The sequence below is a fragment of the Pseudalkalibacillus hwajinpoensis genome, assembly GCF_015234585.1.
Taxonomy (GTDB): Bacteria; Bacillota; Bacilli; order Bacillales; family Guptibacillaceae; genus Guptibacillus; species Guptibacillus hwajinpoensis_B.
In genome coordinates, this window is record NZ_JADFCM010000007.1 from 1 (window position 1) to 19,274 (window position 19,274).

Annotated in this window: 11 protein-coding genes, 3 rRNA genes, 1 pseudogene and 1 other annotated feature; all 15 genes and pseudogenes read left to right on the plus strand. The window is 43.4% G+C overall.

The features are described from left to right. The first annotated feature begins 126 nt into the window (after nucleotides 1–126). The 15 genes and pseudogenes from IQ283_RS11175 (at nucleotide 127) to cysS (ending at nucleotide 19,271) form a co-directional block, all read left to right on the plus strand. Nucleotides 127–1,678, plus strand: a 16S ribosomal RNA gene (locus IQ283_RS11175). Between the two features lie 236 nt (nucleotides 1,679–1,914). Continuing rightward, nucleotides 1,915–4,844 (plus strand): 23S ribosomal RNA (locus IQ283_RS11185). 115 nt (nucleotides 4,845–4,959) lie between these two features. Next, nucleotides 4,960–5,076 (plus strand): 5S ribosomal RNA (rrf, locus tag IQ283_RS11190). Together the 16S, 23S and 5S rRNA genes form the textbook arrangement of a ribosomal RNA operon. 519 nt (nucleotides 5,077–5,595) lie before the next feature. Continuing rightward, nucleotides 5,596–6,057: a CtsR family transcriptional regulator gene (locus IQ283_RS11195; protein WP_194220266.1), complete on the plus strand. Its 462-nt coding sequence runs from the start codon at nucleotides 5,596–5,598 to the stop codon at nucleotides 6,055–6,057. Between the two features lie 38 nt (nucleotides 6,058–6,095). After that, nucleotides 6,096–6,632, plus strand: coding sequence for a UvrB/UvrC motif-containing protein (locus tag IQ283_RS11200; RefSeq protein ID WP_194220267.1), 537 nt, complete (start codon nucleotides 6,096–6,098; stop codon nucleotides 6,630–6,632). 41 nt (nucleotides 6,633–6,673) lie between these two features. Continuing rightward, on the plus strand, nucleotides 6,674–7,729 hold the full coding sequence (locus IQ283_RS11205; protein ID WP_408962593.1) for a protein arginine kinase: 1,056 nt from the start codon (nucleotides 6,674–6,676) through the stop codon (nucleotides 7,727–7,729). Further along, the gene (gene clpC, locus IQ283_RS11210; protein WP_206759457.1) at nucleotides 7,726–10,167 is read left to right on the plus strand and encodes an ATP-dependent protease ATP-binding subunit ClpC; all 2,442 of its coding nucleotides are present in this window, start codon (nucleotides 7,726–7,728) and stop codon (nucleotides 10,165–10,167) included. The genes IQ283_RS11205 and clpC overlap by 4 nt, the downstream gene beginning before the upstream one ends. Nucleotides 10,168–10,443: 276 nt before the next feature. After that, entirely contained in the window at nucleotides 10,444–11,817 is a 1,374-nt protein-coding gene (radA, locus tag IQ283_RS11215; protein ID WP_194220270.1) for a DNA repair protein RadA, read from the plus strand. A 3-nt stretch (nucleotides 11,818–11,820) separates the two neighbouring features. Then, nucleotides 11,821–12,882, plus strand: a complete 1,062-nt coding sequence (disA, locus tag IQ283_RS11220) for a DNA integrity scanning diadenylate cyclase DisA (protein ID WP_194220271.1) — start codon at nucleotides 11,821–11,823, stop codon at nucleotides 12,880–12,882. A 160-nt stretch (nucleotides 12,883–13,042) separates the two neighbouring features. Further along, nucleotides 13,043–14,140 carry a PIN/TRAM domain-containing protein gene (locus IQ283_RS11225; RefSeq protein WP_194220272.1) on the plus strand — a complete coding sequence of 366 codons (1,098 nt, stop codon included), beginning with the start codon at nucleotides 13,043–13,045 and terminating at the stop codon, nucleotides 14,138–14,140. A gap of 25 nt (nucleotides 14,141–14,165) precedes the next feature. Beyond that, nucleotides 14,166–14,858 (plus strand): 2-C-methyl-D-erythritol 4-phosphate cytidylyltransferase, encoded by a 693-nt coding sequence (ispD, locus tag IQ283_RS11230; protein ID WP_194220273.1) that lies wholly within the window; start codon nucleotides 14,166–14,168, stop codon nucleotides 14,856–14,858. Beyond that, nucleotides 14,858–15,331 carry a 2-C-methyl-D-erythritol 2,4-cyclodiphosphate synthase gene (gene ispF / locus IQ283_RS11235; protein ID WP_194220274.1) on the plus strand — a complete coding sequence of 158 codons (474 nt, stop codon included), beginning with the start codon at nucleotides 14,858–14,860 and terminating at the stop codon, nucleotides 15,329–15,331. Before ispD ends, ispF begins: the two co-directional genes overlap by 1 nt. A gap of 68 nt (nucleotides 15,332–15,399) precedes the next feature. Then, on the plus strand, nucleotides 15,400–16,869 hold the full coding sequence (gene gltX, locus IQ283_RS11240) for a glutamate--tRNA ligase (protein ID WP_194220275.1): 1,470 nt from the start codon (nucleotides 15,400–15,402) through the stop codon (nucleotides 16,867–16,869). Nucleotides 16,870–16,884: 15 nt separating this feature from the next. Further along, nucleotides 16,885–17,107: a binding site (T-box leader), on the plus strand. Between the two features lie 118 nt (nucleotides 17,108–17,225). After that, nucleotides 17,226–17,881 (plus strand): annotated as a pseudogene (cysE, locus tag IQ283_RS11245) (serine O-acetyltransferase). Continuing rightward, nucleotides 17,871–19,271, plus strand: coding sequence for a cysteine--tRNA ligase (cysS, locus tag IQ283_RS11250; protein ID WP_194220276.1), 1,401 nt, complete (start codon nucleotides 17,871–17,873; stop codon nucleotides 19,269–19,271). The pseudogene cysE and the gene cysS overlap by 11 nt, the downstream one beginning before the upstream one ends. Nucleotides 19,272–19,274: the final 3 nt, after the last annotated feature.

The following is a 19,274-nucleotide window of genomic DNA, read 5'->3' on the forward strand; positions in this document are numbered from 1 at the left end:
GTATGATGTTTGGTCGCTGAAAACGACACGAAAGAAATAATCGATCTTTGAAAACTGAACGAAACGCCATGTAAGTAGTTGTTTCTACGGAAACAAAACATTGTTTTAAAAGCTAGATTGAGCTTTCTATCGGAGAGTTTGATCCTGGCTCAGGACGAACGCTGGCGGCGTGCCTAATACATGCAAGTCGAGCGAAGAGATGGGAGCTTGCTCCCTGATCTTAGCGGCGGACGGGTGAGTAACACGTGGGCAACCTGCCCTGCAGACTGGGATAACTCCGGGAAACCGGAGCTAATACCGGGTAATACATCGCACCGCATGGTGCAATGTTGAAAGTTGGCTTTCGAGCTAACGCTGCAGGATGGGCCCGCGGCGCATTAGCTAGTTGGTAAGGTAATGGCTTACCAAGGCGACGATGCGTAGCCGACCTGAGAGGGTGATCGGCCACACTGGGACTGAGACACGGCCCAGACTCCTACGGGAGGCAGCAGTAGGGAATCTTCCGCAATGGACGAAAGTCTGACGGAGCAACGCCGCGTGAGTGACGAAGGCCTTCGGGTCGTAAAGCTCTGTTGTTAGGGAAGAACAAGTACCGTTCGAATAGGGCGGTACCTTGACGGTACCTAACCAGAAAGCCACGGCTAACTACGTGCCAGCAGCCGCGGTAATACGTAGGTGGCAAGCGTTGTCCGGAATTATTGGGCGTAAAGCGCGCGCAGGCGGTCTTTTAAGTCTGATGTGAAAGCCCACGGCTCAACCGTGGAGGGTCATTGGAAACTGGAGGACTTGAGTGCAGAAGAGGAGAGTGGAATTCCACGTGTAGCGGTGAAATGCGTAGATATGTGGAGGAACACCAGTGGCGAAGGCGGCTCTCTGGTCTGTAACTGACGCTGAGGCGCGAAAGCGTGGGGAGCAAACAGGATTAGATACCCTGGTAGTCCACGCCGTAAACGATGAGTGCTAGGTGTTGGGGGGTTCCACCCTCAGTGCTGAAGTTAACACATTAAGCACTCCGCCTGGGGAGTACGACCGCAAGGTTGAAACTCAAAGGAATTGACGGGGGCCCGCACAAGCAGTGGAGCATGTGGTTTAATTCGAAGCAACGCGAAGAACCTTACCAGGTCTTGACATCCTCTGACAATCCTGGAGACAGGACGTTCCCCTTCGGGGGACAGAGTGACAGGTGGTGCATGGTTGTCGTCAGCTCGTGTCGTGAGATGTTGGGTTAAGTCCCGCAACGAGCGCAACCCTTGATCTTAGTTGCCAGCATTTAGTTGGGCACTCTAAGGTGACTGCCGGTGACAAACCGGAGGAAGGTGGGGATGACGTCAAATCATCATGCCCCTTATGACCTGGGCTACACACGTGCTACAATGGACGGTACAAAGGGCAGCAACACCGCGAGGTGAAGCGAATCCCATAAAGCCGTTCTCAGTTCGGATTGCAGGCTGCAACTCGCCTGCATGAAGCCGGAATTGCTAGTAATCGCGGATCAGCATGCCGCGGTGAATACGTTCCCGGGCCTTGTACACACCGCCCGTCACACCACGAGAGTTTGTAACACCCGAAGTCGGTGGGGTAACCTTTATGGAGCCAGCCGCCGAAGGTGGGACAAATGATTGGGGTGAAGTCGTAACAAGGTAGCCGTATCGGAAGGTGCGGCTGGATCACCTCCTTTCTATGGAGAATTACGAAGGTAACTTACGTTACCAACCTTACATGAGCGTTTCGTTTAGTTTTGAAAGAATGATTTATTCTTTCAAAATAGGTGAAGTGATGAAGCTTAGGCGGATTCAAGTAGTAGCCTTGTTCCTTGAAAACTAGATAGCACAAACAACGACATCCAATAATTATTTTTATGCAATAACTTAGTAATAACTGATGCGTGATGGCAGTAATGCCTAACAAATCGAAGGTTAAGCTACTAAGGGCGCACGGTGGATGCCTTGGCACTAGAAGCCTAAGAAGGACGGGACGAACACCGATATGCTTCGGGGAGCTGTAAGTACGCTTTGATCCGGAGATTTCCGAATGGGGGAACCCACCATCTTTAATAGGATGGTATCCATTTCTGAATACATAGGGAATGGAAGGCAGACCCGGGGAACTGAAACATCTCATTACCCGGAGGAAGAGAAAGCAAACGCGATTTCCTGAGTAGCGGCGAGCGAAACGGAATCAGCCCAAACCAGAGGGCTTGCCCTCTGGGGTTGTAGGACGTCTCTTTGGAGTTACAAAGGCACGGATAGACGAAGCGACCTGGAAAGGTCCATCAGAGAAGGTAACAATCCTGTAGTCAAAATCCGATGCCCTCCGAGACGGATCCTGAGTACGGCGGGACACGTGAAACCCCGTCGGAATCCGGGAGGACCATCTCCCAAGGCTAAATACTCTCTAGTGACCGATAGTGAACCAGTACCGTGAGGGAAAGGTGAAAAGCACCCCGGAAGGGGAGTGAAAAAGAACCTGAAACCGTGTGCCTACAACTAGTTGGAGCCCGTTAATGGGTGACAGCGTGCCTTTTGTAGAATGAACCGGCGAGTTACGATCCCGTGCAAGGTTAAGCTGAGAAGGCGGAGCCGCAGCGAAAGCGAGTCTGAATAGGGCGAAATAGTACGTGGTCGTAGACCCGAAACCAGGTGATCTACCCATGTCCAGGGTGAAGTTCAGGTAACACTGAATGGAGGCCCGAACCCACGCATGTTGAAAAATGCGGGGATGAGGTGTGGGTAGCGGTGAAATGCCAATCGAACCTGGAGATAGCTGGTTCTCTCCGAAATAGCTTTAGGGCTAGCCTCGCGGCAAGAATCTTGGAGGTAGAGCACTGATTGGACTAGGGGTCCTTACCGGATTACCGAATCCAGTCAAACTCCGAATGCCAACGATTTATCCGCGGGAGTCAGACTGCGAGTGATAAGATCCGTAGTCGAGAGGGAAACAGCCCAGACCACCAGCTAAGGTCCCAAAGTATACGTTAAGTGGAAAAGGATGTGGCGTTGCTTAGACAACCAGGATGTTGGCTTAGAAGCAGCCATCATTTAAAGAGTGCGTAATAGCTCACTGGTCGAGTGACGCTGCGCCGAAAATGTACCGGGGCTAAACGTATCACCGAAGCTGTGGATTGTCTTACGACAATGGTAGGAGAGCGTTCTAAGGGCTGTGAAGTCAGACCGAAAGGACTGGTGGAGCGCTTAGAAGTGAGAATGCCGGTATGAGTAGCGAAAGACAAGTGAGAATCTTGTCCGTCGAAAGCCCAAGGTTTCCTGAGGAAGGCTCGTCCGCTCAGGGTTAGTCGGGACCTAAGCCGAGGCCGAAAGGCGTAGGCGATGGATAACAGGTTGATATTCCTGTACCACCTCCTTTCCGTTTGAACGACGGGGGGACGCAGAAAGATAGGGAGAGCGCGCTGCTGGAAATGCGCGTCCAAGCGATTAGGCTGGTGAATAGGCAAATCCGTTCACCGTGAAGGCTGAGTCGTGATGGCGAGGGAAATTTAGTACCGAAGTCCTTGATTCTACGCTGCCAAGAAAAGCCTCTAGTGAGGAAAAAGGTGCCCGTACCGCAAACCGACACAGGTAGGCGAGGAGAGAATCCTAAGACGATCGGGAGAACTCTCGTTAAGGAACTCGGCAAAATGACCCCGTAACTTCGGGAGAAGGGGTGCTTCCTCGGGTTTATAGCCCAGGGGAGCCGCAGTGAAAAGATCCAAGCGACTGTTTAGCAAAAACACAGGTCTCTGCAAAGCCGTAAGGCGAAGTATAGGGGCTGACACCTGCCCGGTGCTGGAAGGTTAAGAGGAGGGGTTATCCCTTACGGGAGAAGCTCTGAATCGAAGCCCCAGTAAACGGCGGCCGTAACTATAACGGTCCTAAGGTAGCGAAATTCCTTGTCGGGTAAGTTCCGACCCGCACGAAAGGTGCAACGACTTGGATACTGTCTCAACGAGAGACCCGGTGAAATTATAGTACCTGTGAAGATGCAGGTTACCCGCGACAGGACGGAAAGACCCCATGGAGCTTTACTGTAGCCTGATATTGGATTTTGGTACAGCTTGTACAGGATAGGTAGGAGCCATAGAAGTCGGACCGCCAGGTTCGATGGAGGCGTCGGTGGGATACTACCCTGGCTGTACTGACATTCTAACCCAGCACCGTGATCCGGTGCGGAGACAGTGTCAGGTGGGCAGTTTGACTGGGGCGGTCGCCTCCTAAAGTGTAACGGAGGCGCCCAAAGGTTCCCTCAGAATGGTTGGAAATCATTCGCAGAGTGTAAAGGCACAAGGGAGCTTGACTGCGAGACCTACAAGTCGAGCAGGGACGAAAGTCGGGCTTAGTGATCCGGTGGTTCCGCATGGAAGGGCCATCGCTCAACGGATAAAAGCTACCCTGGGGATAACAGGCTTATCTCCCCCAAGAGTCCACATCGACGGGGAGGTTTGGCACCTCGATGTCGGCTCATCGCATCCTGGGGCTGAAGTAGGTCCCAAGGGTTGGGCTGTTCGCCCATTAAAGCGGTACGCGAGCTGGGTTCAGAACGTCGTGAGACAGTTCGGTCCCTATCCGTCGCGGGCGCAGGAAATTTGAGAGGAGCTGTCCTTAGTACGAGAGGACCGGGATGGACACACCGCTGGTGTACCAGTTGTTCCGCCAGGAGCATAGCTGGGTAGCTACGTGTGGAAGGGATAAGTGCTGAAAGCATCTAAGCATGAAGCCCCCCTCGAGATGAGATTTCCCACAGCATTAAGCTGGTAAGATCCCTTAGAGATGATGAGGTAGATAGGTTCGGGGTGGAAGCGTGGCAACACGTGGAGCTGACGAATACTAATCGATCGAGGGCTTAACCTAAAATATTGGAAAGTTGTGCGTGCTATCTAGTTTTCAGGGAACACCTGAAATAAGGAAGTTCGATTAAGTGTCACCACGTCCTGTGGTGAACACCGAACGGCTAACATCCTGTTAGTCTAGTGATGATGGCGAAGAGGTCACACCCGTTCCCATGCCGAACACGGAAGTTAAGCTCTTCAGCGCCGATGGTAGTTGGGGGATCTCCCCCTGCAAGAGTAGGACGTCGCTGGGCAATGAAGAAAAGCGAGAGACCTGAGGGTTTCTCGCTTTTTTTGTATTTCTTTCTCAACACTTTTAGATAGCTAGTTCTGTTTTAAAAGATCGCAGAATTAATTTTTCTGTTTGCATAATTGTTTTGCCTTACTATCGCAGAGTAATTCCTCAAGCATCTAAATACCTGATCGGATATATTCTCTATCTAAGCACTCTATATAATTGAGAAATAAAAGCAATTCATATAGCAGGGCTAAGAAACTTTTAATGAAAAATCTTGCTACCCTTATGTAGCAAATGAATTATTCGAGTCTGATCGTATTTTTTTGTTTAATAGTTTTCTGAAGAAAATTTTAGTTGCTCTATTAAAAGGTGAAAACTAGAGAAAAAAGAGTCTTGGATTTATCTTAAATGGTAATGCTTTATACAGAAGAACTACGATAGGCTTGTTGCTTTGCAATCCTTGATAAAAACGTTATAATATATTTAACGTCAAATATAGTCAAAGTCAGTATGGGGACGGAGAGGAGGGAACTACGTGAGGAATGTTTCCGATATTATTGAAGCATATTTAAAGAAAATTTTAATGGTGGATGGAAGGGATGCTGTTGAAATAAAGCGAAGTGAAATAGCAGATAAATTTCAATGTGTTCCCTCACAAATTAATTATGTAATAAATACCCGCTTTACGATTGAAAAAGGCTATATTGTGGAAAGTAAGAGAGGTGGAGGGGGTTATATACGGATCGTTAAAGTTAAACCCGAAACCCACGCTGATTTAATAGACGAAATGATACAGATCGTCAAAAATCAAGTGCCACAAGTAGTTTCAGAAAATATTATTCTTCGTTTACATGAAGAAGAGGTAATTTCGGAGCGAGAAGCGAAGTTAATGTTAAGCGTACTAGATCGTACTGTGATTACTATAGAATTACCAGTTAGAGATCATCTGCGTGCGAATATGTTGCGTGCAATGCTAACTGCTTTAAAATATAAATAAATTTTATACTTTTTAGGGTAGAGAAGGAGGGTTGCCCTATGACTTGTCAGGAATGTGGTGAGCGCCCTGCTACGCTTCATTTCACTAAGATTATTAATGGTGAAAAAACAGAGTTTCACATTTGTGAGAAGTGTGCTAAGGAAAAAGGTGAGGTTGAGCCAGGCACTAACCATTTTTCTATCCATAACTTATTATCGGGATTACTAAATTTCGATACCCCTATTGAGGAGAATCCAGCTCAGTCTTTTTATAAAAAAGAGCCAATACACTGTCCAAAGTGTGGGTTGACCTATCAACAATTCACTAAGATTGGAAGATTTGGGTGTTCTGAGTGCTACAAAACCTTTTCGGATAACTTGGATCCTATACTTAAAAAAGTTCATGGGGGCAATACTGTTCACGCTGGAAAAGTTCCGAAGAGGGCTGGAGCAGCGATAGAAATTGAACGCAAAGTCCAGAACTTAAGAAGCAAAATGAAAGAGTATATCCAGCATGAAGAATTTGAAAAAGCTGCAGAAACTAGAGATTTGATTCGTTCCCTTGAAGAAAAGAGCAAATGGGAAGGGGGAGCATAATGTCACTTCAGCATTTTATCAGTGAAGCCGTAAGCCCATGGATGAAAGATGAGGGTCCAGATTCTGATATTGTCATGAGTAGTCGGGTCCGATTTGCACGTAACTTAAAGAATTATGTTTTTCCGATCGTTTCAAACAGTGAGGATAATTTACAAGTTATAAAAGAAGTTCGACAACAGTTTACAGATATTCCAGACGACCAGATTGGTGAACTTGAATTAATTGAAATGGATGAGTTAAAACCTATCGAGAAGAGAGTTCTTGTGGAGAAGCACTTGATTAGTCCTAACCTTATCGAACACTCAAATAACGGCGGCGTGCTTCTGAGCGAGAATGAAACGGTTAGTATAATGATTAATGAAGAAGATCATTTTCGTATTCAATGTCTAGTTGCAGGGTTCGAACTGAAGAAGGCGCTAAGCATTGCAAATTCATTAGATAACTGGATTGAAGGAAAAGTTGACTACGCATTTGATGAAAGAAAAGGATATTTAACAAGTTGTCCTACTAATGTGGGAACCGGCATGCGAGCTTCTGTTATGCTACACCTCCCTGCGCTTGTATTAACACAGCAATTAAACCATATTATTCCGGCTATCAACCAGCTCGGTCTGGTCGTAAGAGGTAGCTATGGGGAAGGTAGCGAAGCGCTAGGTAATATTTTTCAGATATCAAATCAGATCACTCTTGGAAAGACAGAAGATGACATCATCGAAGATTTACAAGGTGTGGTTATGCAAGTTATCGAAAAAGAACGTGCTGCTAGAAGGGCACTTCTAGATAACTCCAGAATTGAGTTAGAGGATCGTATTTATCGTGCCCTTGGTGTTCTGCAGAACAGCAGAATTATTCAATCAAAAGAAGCAGCTAAGTGTTTGTCAGATGTAAGACTTGGTATTGATTTAGGTCTTGTAAAAGGCTTATCTAAATCGATATTGAATGAATTGCTTATCCTAACGCAACCAGGTTTCTTACAGCAGTATGCTGGGGCAAGTCTTACCCCTACGGAACGAGATATCAAACGTGCTACTTTAATTAGAGAAAGACTTGAACTTGAAGATCAACTAACGAAGAATTTGGAGGGTGATGAACAATGATGTTTGGACGATTTACAGAACGTGCCCAGAAAGTACTTGCTTTAGCACAAGAAGAGGCGATCCGACTTGGCCATAACAACGTTGGTACTGAACATATCTTACTTGGGTTAGTCCGTGAAGGTGAAGGTATTGCAGCCAAAGCGTTAACAGCACTTGGACTTGGCTCAGACAAGATTCAAAAAGAAGTAGAGAAGTTAATTGGACGCGGACAGGACTCTGTTCAATCCATTCACTATACACCACGAGCTAAAAAAGTGATTGAATTATCGATGGATGAAGCACGTAAGTTGAGCCATTCCTATGTAGGTACTGAACATATTCTACTTGGCTTAATTCGTGAGGGTGAAGGCGTTGCTGCACGCGTACTTAATAACTTAGGGGTAAGCTTGAATAAAGCTCGCCAGCAGGTTCTACAATTGTTAGGTAGTAATGAAAGCTCTTCTTCTAGTCATCAAGCTGGAGGAGCGAGCGCGAATACTCCTACACTAGATAGTCTTGCAAGAGATCTTACTGTGATCGCTCGAGACAACGGACTGGATCCTGTTATTGGTCGAAGCAAAGAAATTGAGCGAGTGATTGAAGTGCTTAGCCGACGTACAAAGAATAATCCTGTCCTAATCGGAGAGCCAGGAGTTGGTAAAACTGCAATTGCAGAAGGCCTTGCTCAGCAAATTATTAACAATGAAGTACCTGAAACGCTTCGTGATAAGCGCGTTATGACGCTAGATATGGGTACTGTCGTTGCAGGTACGAAATACCGCGGTGAATTTGAAGACCGTTTGAAGAAAGTAATGGATGAAATTCGTCAGGCAGGTAACATTATTCTGTTTATTGATGAACTTCATACACTAATTGGTGCTGGTGGTGCAGAAGGAGCAATTGATGCTTCAAATATTCTTAAACCTGCACTAGCAAGAGGAGAACTTCAATGTATTGGTGCTACTACTCTTGATGAGTATCGTAAATACATTGAGAAGGATGCTGCCCTTGAACGCCGCTTCCAACCAATTCAAGTTAACGAACCGACAAGTGATGAGTCCGCTCTTATTTTAAAGGGACTTAGAGATCGTTATGAAGCTCATCACCGCGTTACGATTACTGACGATGCGATCGAAGCCGCGGTTAAACTTTCAGATCGTTACATTTCGGATCGTTTCTTACCGGATAAAGCAATTGATTTAATTGACGAAGCCGCTTCGAAAGTTCGCCTTCGTTCTTATACTGCACCACCAAATTTAAAAGAACTTGATAAGAAGCTTGAAGAGGTTCGAAAAGAAAAGGATGCCTCTGTACAAAGCCAGGAGTTTGAGAAAGCCGCTTCTCTTCGTGATTCTGAACAACGCTTACGCGAGCAGCTAGAGCAGACGAAGAAAGAATGGAAAGAAAAGCAAGGAAAAGAGAATCAAGAGGTTACACCGGAGGATATTGCAATTGTCGTTGCCAATTGGACCGGTATCCCGGTTTCCAAGCTAGAAGAGCAGGAAACAGAACGTCTATTGAAAATGGAAGAGATTCTTCATAATCGCCTGATCGGTCAAGAAGAAGCCGTAAAATCCATTTCAAAAGCAGTACGACGTGCTCGTGCTGGATTGAAGGATCCTAAGCGCCCAATTGGTTCATTTATTTTCCTTGGGCCAACAGGGGTAGGTAAAACTGAACTAGCTCGTGCTGTTGCTGAAACACTATTCGGTGAAGAAGATTCTGTTATTCGAATTGATATGTCTGAGTACATGGAGAAACACTCAACGTCACGTCTTGTTGGTTCACCTCCAGGTTACGTTGGATATGAAGAAGGCGGGCAGTTAACTGAGAAGGTAAGACGCAAACCTTATTCTGTTATCTTGCTAGATGAAATTGAGAAAGCACATCCAGATGTCTTTAATATTCTTCTTCAAGTACTAGAAGATGGACGTTTGACTGATTCTAAAGGTCGCGTAGTCGATTTCCGTAATACAGTCGTTATTATGACTTCAAACGTTGGAGCTAGCACGCTTAAACGTAATAAATACGTTGGCTTTTCAACTGGCTCTGAAGGTCAGGAATATAGCGATATGAAAGGTAAAGTGATGGATGATCTTAAGAAGACTTTCCGTCCAGAGTTCCTAAACCGAATTGATGAGACGATTGTATTCCATTCTCTTGAAAAGAAACACTTGAAGGAAATCATTGTTCTGATGGCCAACCAGCTTAAAGCTCGTCTATCAGATCATGGTATTGATTTTGAATTAACGGATACGGCTCTAGATAAGATCTCTGAGGAAGGTTATGATCCAGAATATGGTGCTCGACCGCTTAGAAGAGCTCTACAGCGCCATATTGAAGATCGTCTTTCTGAAGAGTTGCTTAGAGGTAACATCGAAAAAGGTCAACGAGTGAAAATCGATTATAAAGAAAATGATTTTGTTGTCGAAACCCTTTCTGAAGCAACTTCATCTTAAGAATAACAACCGGAAGGCAAATGTCTTCCGGTTTTTTTATATTTGAGGAGTGGTTTTAGATACTTAAGGGAAAGGTATTGAGACAATAATAATGTCTTATTTCGGGATGCTAGAGTAAAAGAGTTGAAAAGCAGTTTATTTCAATAATCAGGACGGTTTAGTTGTCCTAGAGAACTTTTTAAATCTGCCAATCATTATGAGTTCATAGGAACTTATAAGTTGTGATAAAATAAAGATAGTAATTTGTTCGGTTGATCGTGAAGGTGAGGGTGTTAAATGGCAAAGAAAAAAACGAAATTTATGTGTCAGGATTGTGGCTATGAATCTGCTAAATGGATGGGGAAATGTCCGGGGTGCCATCAATGGAATACTATGGTGGAAGAGGTTGTACCAGGTGACAATGACCGAAGACGTTTTGTTACTTCAAGTAATGAAACTGCAAGTAAACCGACGTCCATCCGACGTATTCAAAAAGAAATGGAGCCTAGAATTTTAACTCATATTACAGAGCTTGATCGCGTGTTAGGCGGCGGAGTAGTACCAGGCTCCCTCGTACTTGTTGGAGGGGACCCGGGTATTGGTAAGTCAACTCTTTTGCTCCAAACGTCATCAAAGCTTGCTGACCAAGATCATCCGGTTCTATATATATCTGGTGAAGAGTCTGTCAAGCAGACGAAGCTTCGTGCAGATCGTCTAGGAGTCGATGCAGAAAAATTATATGTATTAGCAGAGACTGATCTTGAGTATATTAGTAAAGCAATTGAAGAAATAAACCCCCAGCTTGTGATCATCGATTCGATCCAAACCATTTTCAGGTCAGAAGTTACGTCTGCACCCGGAAGTGTTTCACAAGTGCGGGAATGTACTTCTCAACTTATGCGTATAGCTAAAACAAGAGGAATAGCTATTTTCATTGTTGGCCATGTGACAAAAGAGGGGTCAATCGCTGGTCCGAGACTTTTAGAACATATGGTTGACGCTGTGCTTTATTTTGAAGGGGAACGTCACCATACGTTCCGAATTCTACGCGGAGTAAAGAACCGTTTTGGCTCAACAAATGAAATTGGTGTTTTTGAGATGAAGGAAGAGGGGCTTGAAGAAGTGCTGAACCCTTCAGAAATCTTTCTAGAAGAACGATCATCTGGATCAGCTGGTTCAACGGTTGTTGCATCTATGGAGGGAACAAGAACTGTTCTAGTTGAGATCCAGGCATTAATATCACCAACAAGCTTTGGGAATCCACGAAGAACCGCGACAGGGATTGATCATAATCGCGTTTCTCTATTAATGGCAGTTCTTGAGAAAAGAGTAGGACTTCTCCTGCAAAATCAGGATGCCTATTTAAATGTTGCGGGTGGTGTGCGACTTGATGAGCCGGCAATTGATCTTGCTATTGCAGTTTCAATCGCTTCCAGTTTTAGAGATCAACCAACACGTCCATCAGATATTGTGGTAGGAGAAATTGGACTAACAGGAGAAATCAGAAGGGTATCACGCATCGAACAACGAGTGATTGAAGCTGCCAAACTTGGTTTTGAGCGGGCTATTATTCCGAAGAAAAATATAGGTGGTTGGACTTTCCCTGAAGGTATTCAGGTTATTGGAGTTCAAACCGTAGATGAAGCATTAAATGAAGCGCTAGGAGGGTAGAAGATGGAGATCGATAAGCAGCAGGAAATCATAAATGAAATTCTAAAAATCGTTGCACCCGGTACGCAGTTAAGGCATGGAATCGATAATATACTACGAGCTAATACTGGCGGTTTAATCGTTGTAGGGTATGATGGGAAATTGCAGGACATTGTTGATGGTGGATTTTCAATAGAGTGTCGGTTTACCCCTGCTTACTTGTATGAGCTTGCGAAAATGGATGGAGCCATTATTTTAAACAAAGAAGCTTCTAAAATCCTTTATGCTAATACACAGTTAATACCCGAGACTTCGATCCCGTCTACTGAGACGGGTATCCGACATCGAACAGCGGAACGCGTCGCCAAGCAAACAGGTAATCTAGTGATCTCGATCTCACAGCGTCGTAACGTTATTACACTTTATCAAGGAAGTATTCGATATTCATTAAAGGAAATCGGCGTTATACTGACAAAAGCGAATCAGGCGATGCAAACACTTGAAAAATACAAATCAGTTCTTGATCAAGGGATTACTGATCTCGGAGCTCTTGAGTTTGAAGAACTCGTAACCCTTCAGGAAGTTGCTCAAGTTATCCATCGTATTGAGATGGTTTTGCGCATCAAAAAGGAGATCCTTAACTACATTAATGAGCTTGGTACGGAAGGTCGACTGATTAGTATGCAGATGGAAGAGCTTGTTTCGAATCTTGAATCGGAAGCAAAGTGGCTGATTGGAGATTACGTAAAAGATGTGGATGAATCTCCAGCTGATGTTATGAAACGTTTAAAGAAGCTTTCAAGTGATGACTTACTAGAAGACAATGCCATTATGAGAATTCTGGGTTATCATGATCAAAATGAGAATGTAGCACCGAGAGGGTATCGGATCTTGCATAAAATTCCGAGACTGCCATCAAATATAATTGAGAACTTGGTAGATAGTTTTGAAAACCTTAACGCTATTTCTAAAGCCTCTATTGAAGAACTCGATCATGTAGATGGAATTGGGGCCATTCGAGCTAAGAAAATTAAAGATGGATTGAAACGAATTCAGGAGCAACTCTTTGTAGATCGCCACATATAGGGCTGTGAAATAGACATTCCATAGGGGGTGTGCTAATCTATAATTAATTTATAGTCATGCAAGCTAACCTATAATCATACTATAAAATTCACAAACTTCAAGGATTTATGTTTCAATTCTGAGAATTTGTTTATAATGTTAAAAGGAGGTGAAAACGTCAATGATAAAGTGGATTGTACAGTTATTTTTTATCATTTTAGGCGGAGCACTGGGATTAGTATACTTACCAGATTTAATACAATTACTCAATATAGGGGACCTTCCAGCAGTATTTACTAATTCTTATGCAGGTGCTGTCATAGGAGCGGTGTTATTCTTTCTAGCAACTTTTTGGGTGACAGATTATATTGTCGATTTCATTCGTCTGGTTGAAGAAAAGGTTGTTAGTGCACCGGTTGGAGACGTACTATTTGGGGCAATTGGACTGATTATTGGACTTATAATTGCATTTTTACTAACCGTACCTCTGGCTGAGATTAATTTTCCAGTTGTGAGTAACATTCTGCCGATTTTCATTACCATTTTGCTTGGGTATTTTGGATTCCAGGTTGGATTTAAAAAGCGTGATGAGCTGATTAATCTTTTCTCGAACACCAAAGGAAAAGATAAGAAAAAGGATAACGATGAGGATGAGATTGATTCTGGTTCATCCAAATTGAAAATCCTTGATACAAGCGTAATTATTGACGGAAGAATTGCTGATATCTGTCAAACTGGTTTTCTTGAAGGAACACTCGTTATACCACAATTTGTACTGGAGGAATTGCAGCATATTGCTGATTCATCAGACGTTTTGAAACGAAACCGTGGTCGTCGAGGTCTTGATATACTAAACAAGATCCAAAAAGAGCTTGCGGTGAATGTGGAAATATACGAAGGTGATTTTGAAGAAATTCAAGAAGTTGATAGTAAATTAGTTAAGCTTGCCAAGCTTGTTAATGGCATGGTTGTTACAAACGACTTTAACTTAAATAAAGTATGCGAACTTCAAAAGGTTCAAGTGTTGAACATCAACGATTTAGCTAATGCGGTTAAACCAGTCGTTCTCCCTGGTGAAGAGCTTAATGTTCAAGTCATCAAAGATGGAAAAGAATATAATCAGGGCGTAGCCTATCTAGACGATGGTACAATGATTGTAGTGGAAGAAGGTAGGAATTATATTGGCAAAACGATTGATGTTCTTGTAACAAGCGTATTGCAGACATCAGCTGGACGCATGATTTTTGCCAAACCCAAACTACTCGAAAAAGCACTTTAAGTGATAGGCGACGGGGGTTCTAGCTTTGAAATATTCAGTAGTCATTCCTGCTGCCGGACAGGGAAAAAGGATGAACGCAGGGAAAAACAAACAATTTATTATGCTTGAAGGAAAACCGATTATCGTTCATACGATATCGGTTTTTCAGAGTGACCCAAATTGCGAGGAGATCGTGCTCGCTGTAAATGAACGTGAGCATGAAGATTTTCACTCGCTTATTCAGGAATATGGATTAACAAAGGTAAGTCGTGTCGTAACAGGTGGCTATGAACGTCAGCAAAGTGTTTATGAAGGACTTAAAGCATTGCAAGGGGATAAAATTGTTTTAATTCACGATGGCGCCCGTCCATTTTTTACACATGAAGTTGCAAATCAAGCGGCGACAGCAGCTAAAGATTATGATGGTGCGATTGTAGCTGTTCCAGTTAAGGACACAGTGAAGCAAGTGGATGAACTGAAGGTGCAGAAAACCATTGATCGCTCAAGCTTGTGGGCCGTGCAAACTCCACAGGCTTTTCGTCTTTCGGTCATCAAAGGAGTTCATAAATGGGCTGAGGAGAACGGTGTGATAGGAACTGACGACGCCAGTTTAGTAGAGATGAATGGACGCTCAGTCCAAGTGATCCCGGGCGATTATTGGAATGTGAAATTAACAACACCTGAAGATTTAATTTTTGCGAGAGCGATCTTGCGAGAGAAGAGGGAGAGTGGAGTTTAATGCGAGTTGGTCATGGCTTTGATGTACATAAGTTAGTGGAAGACCGTCCGTGTATTATTGGAGGGGTTACCATTCCATTTGAGAAAGGTTTGCTTGGTCATTCCGATGCTGACGTACTCCTGCATTCCGTTGCGGATGCTTGTCTTGGGGCTATTGGAGAAGGCGATATAGGAAAACATTTTCCCGATACAGATGAAGCTTTTAAAGATGCTGATTCAAAGGAACTTCTTCGACATGTATTTGGAATTGTGAAGGAAAAAGGCTTCACGCTCGGTAATGTGGATTGCACGATTATTGCGCAGCTTCCCAAAATGGCTCCTCATATTTCAGCTATGCGTGAAGTGATTGCTCATTTACTTGAGGGTGACATTAGCCAGGTGAATGTGAAAGCTACTACTTCAGAGAAGCTTGGATTTACTGGTAGAGGGGAAGGAATTGCGGCTGAAGTTGTCGTATTGCTTCAAAAAGCTTGACCGATAATTTGACGGTAATGGTAAAATAATAAGACAGTTAAAGATAATAATTAATGGTGGTGGATATAATGGGAAACGAAGTACGCGTACGTTATGCGCCGAGCCCAACAGGTTATTTACATATTGGGAATGCAAGAACGGCGTTATTTAATTATTTGTTTGCTAGAAATCAAGGCGGTAAGTTCATCATTCGTATTGAAGATACGGACCAGTCTCGTAATGTTGAAGGCGGCGTTGAGAATCAGCTTGATTACTTAAAGTGGCTAGGAATGGATTGGGATGAAAGTATCGATAAAGAGGGAGAATACGGTCCATATACTCAAATGGAACGTCTAGATATTTATACTGAACATACAAAAGAGCTTTTGAATAAAGAACTTGCATATAAATGTTATTGTACAGAAGATGAGCTTGAGGCAGAGCGAGAAGCACAGCGTGCGCGAGGAGAAATGCCTCGATATTCTGGAAAATGTCGACATCTTACAGAAGATCAGCGTGAAAAGTTAGAAGCGGAAGGTAGAGAACCGAGCATTCGTTTTGCAGTTCCACGTGATAAAGAATATTCGTTTGACGATGTTGTAAAAGACCGCGTATCCTTTGAATCGAATGGAATTGGCGACTTTGTTATCGTTAAGAAGAACGGTATTCCGACTTACAACTATGCAGTTGCTCTCGATGATCACCATATGAAGATTTCTCACGTTCTTCGTGGGGATGATCATATCTCAAACACACCTAAGCAGTTAATGATCTACGAAGCATTTGGTTTTGAACCACCTAAATTTGGTCATATGACACTGATCGTTAATGATCAGAAGAAGAAGCTTAGTAAGCGGGATAAATCAATTGTGCAGTATATTGAACAGTACCATGACTTAGGTTTTCTTCCAGAAGCGTTATTTAATTTTGTGACACTACTTGGTTGGTCGCCTAAGGGAGAAGAAGAGCTGTTTACGAAAGAGCAATTGATCGAAATCTTTGATCCAGAACGCTTGTCCACTTCGCCGGCAGTTTTTGATTCACAAAAACTCTACTGGATGAATAATCAATATATTAAACAGGCGAGTCTTGATCGAGTGGTTGAACTTACTCTTCCACATCTTGTTGAAGCAGGAAGATTCCCTCTTGAAATGACAGCGGAACAAAAGGAATGGGCTCAAGAACTAATCGCCCTTTATCAAGAACAACTTCACTATGGTAGAGAAATTGTTGAGCTTACTGAGTTGTTCTTTAAGCAAGAAATTCAGTATAATGAAGAGGCAATGACAGTACTAAACGAAGAGCAAATTCCTGAAGTGATGCAAGGATTCTTAGACCAACTTAAAGAAGTTGAAGAATTTGAGCCAGCTGCGATTAAATCAGCTATCAAGGCTACTCAAAAGGCAACTGGTCATAAAGGTAAAAAACTCTTTATGCCAATACGTGTGGCTACGACAGGTGAAACACATGGACCTGAACTACCACAGGCGATTGCCTTACTTGGAAGAGAAGCAGTTAATGCTCGTTTGAATCAAGTTCTTGCGATGAATAAAGCATAATAATAAACCAATTGACAACCAACGTTGAAGAGGAAAAGTAAATGAGTGTAATTCTTTATAGAGAGAGCTGTCCTCGGCTGAAAGCAGCTTAAGTATTCATTCATTGAAATGCCCCTCTGAGTCTTCTGCAGAAAGCCTTTATGGTGATTAGGTAGGAGCGGTGCCGCCGTTATCGGTGATAGGAACATTTGTAAAAATGTTCGAAGCAGAGTGGAACCACGCGAATAGCGTCTCTGTGTGATGGAGTCATCACACAGGGGCGCTTTTTTTTTAATAATTATAGTTCTTTGGAACGCTAAGATGGTGAACCTACATTCTAGTTGACCTTATGGGAGTATACGGAGAGGGGTGAAGAAATGTGGAAGACGTTGAAGCAGGATATCGATGTGGTCTTTGATCAAGATCCAGCAGCACGAAGTTATTTTGAAGTTATTTTAACTTATGCTGGCCTTCACGCAATATGGTCACATCGAGTGGCACACTGGTTTTGGAAAAAGAAGTTTTTCTTTCTTGCTAGAGCAGTATCGCAAATCAGTCGATTTTTCACAGGTATCGAAATTCATCCAGGAGCAACAATTGGAGAACGTTGTTTTATTGATCACGGTATGGGCGTTGTTATAGGAGAAACATGTGAGATTGGAAATAATGTGACGTTATTCCAAGGTGTAACACTTGGGGAACTGGTAAAGAAAAAGGGAAGCGTCATCCAACTCTTGAGGATAATACGCTTGTTGCGACGGGAGCGAAGGTGCTAGGCTCCATCACGATTGGAGAGAATTCCAAGGTAGGTGCCGGGTCCGTTGTTTTGCAGGATGTACCGGTTAATTCAACTGTGGTAGGTATACCTGGAAGAGTCGTTATCCAAAATGGAGTAAAAGTTCCACATAACCTTGATCATCATAAAATGCCTGATCCAGTGGCTGATAAATTTAAGCAAATGGAACAAGAATTGCGAGAGTTAACAGAGGAAGTACGAACGTTAAGGAAGAGGAGTGAAAGTTATGGCGATTAAGCTATATAACACATTGACACAGAAAAAAGAAACGTTTCAACCAATTGAAGAAGGTAAAGTAAGGATGTACGTGTGCGGTCCGACCGTATACAACTATATTCATATTGGTAACGCGCGCCCTGCTATTGTTTTTGATGTTGTTCGTCGTTATCTTCAATACAGAGACTATGATGTGCAGTATGTTTCCAACTTTACGGATGTAGACGATAAATTGATTCGAGCGGCCAATGAATTGGGCGAAGATGTACCGGCTGTGGCTGAACGATTTATCGGTGCTTATCATGAAGATACTGGTGCGCTTGGCGTTAAGAAAGCAGACGAACATCCACGAGTAACAGAGAACATGCAGGAAATCATTGATTTTATCACAGCTCTTATTGAAAAGAACTACGCATATGAGTCTGAAGGAGATGTGTACTTTAGAACACGTCAATTCGAAGGTTATGGAAAACTTTCGCACCAGTCCATCGATGAGCTTAAGCTTGGTTCTCGAATTGTGGTGGGTGAAAAGAAAGAAGACCCTCTTGATTTTACACTTTGGAAATCTGCAAAAGAAGGTGAAATTTCATGGGCGAGTCCATGGGGAGAGGGGCGACCAGGCTGGCATATTGAATGCTCGGCGATGGCGAAGAAATATTTAGGAGATACAATTGATATCCATGCGGGAGGAAAAGATCTGGCATTCCCTCACCATGAAAATGAAGTAGCGCAAACGGAAGCGTTAACTGGGCATACTTTTGCGAATTATTGGCTTCACAACGGGTATATCAATATTAACAACGAGAAAATGTCTAAATCACTAGGTAATTTTGTCCTTGTTCATGACTTGATTAAACAGCATGACCCAGAAGCGATTCGATTCTTTATGTTGTCTGTTCATTACCGTAATCCCATTAACTTTGACCATGAGCTCCTGGCAAGTGCTAAAACAGGACTTGATCGCATTAAGGATACGGTAGAAAATCTTGAGCACCGCCTTCAACACAGTGCCGACCTTGATGGAGATGTTGAGAAATGGCAAGAGAAAATTGAGGGATATCGTGAACGCTTCGTTACAGAAATGGACGACGATTTTAATACGGCGAATGCGATCTCCATTTTATTTGAACTTTCTAAAGAAGCTAATCTCTACCTCCAGGGGACAAATTCATCCATGGAGATTCTTGAACTATTTATGGAGCGCTTTGAAGATTTTGGTTCCGTTCTTGGCATTTCCTTCAAAAGAGAAAAAGCTCTACTTGATGAAGATGTGGATCAACTGATAGAAGAACGTAATAAAGCAAGGAAACAACGTGATTTTGGAAGAGCAGATGAAATTCGTGATGAATTAAAAGAACAGGGAATTCTTCTTGAGGATACACCTCAAGGCGTTCGCTGGAAAAGGATGTAGCGC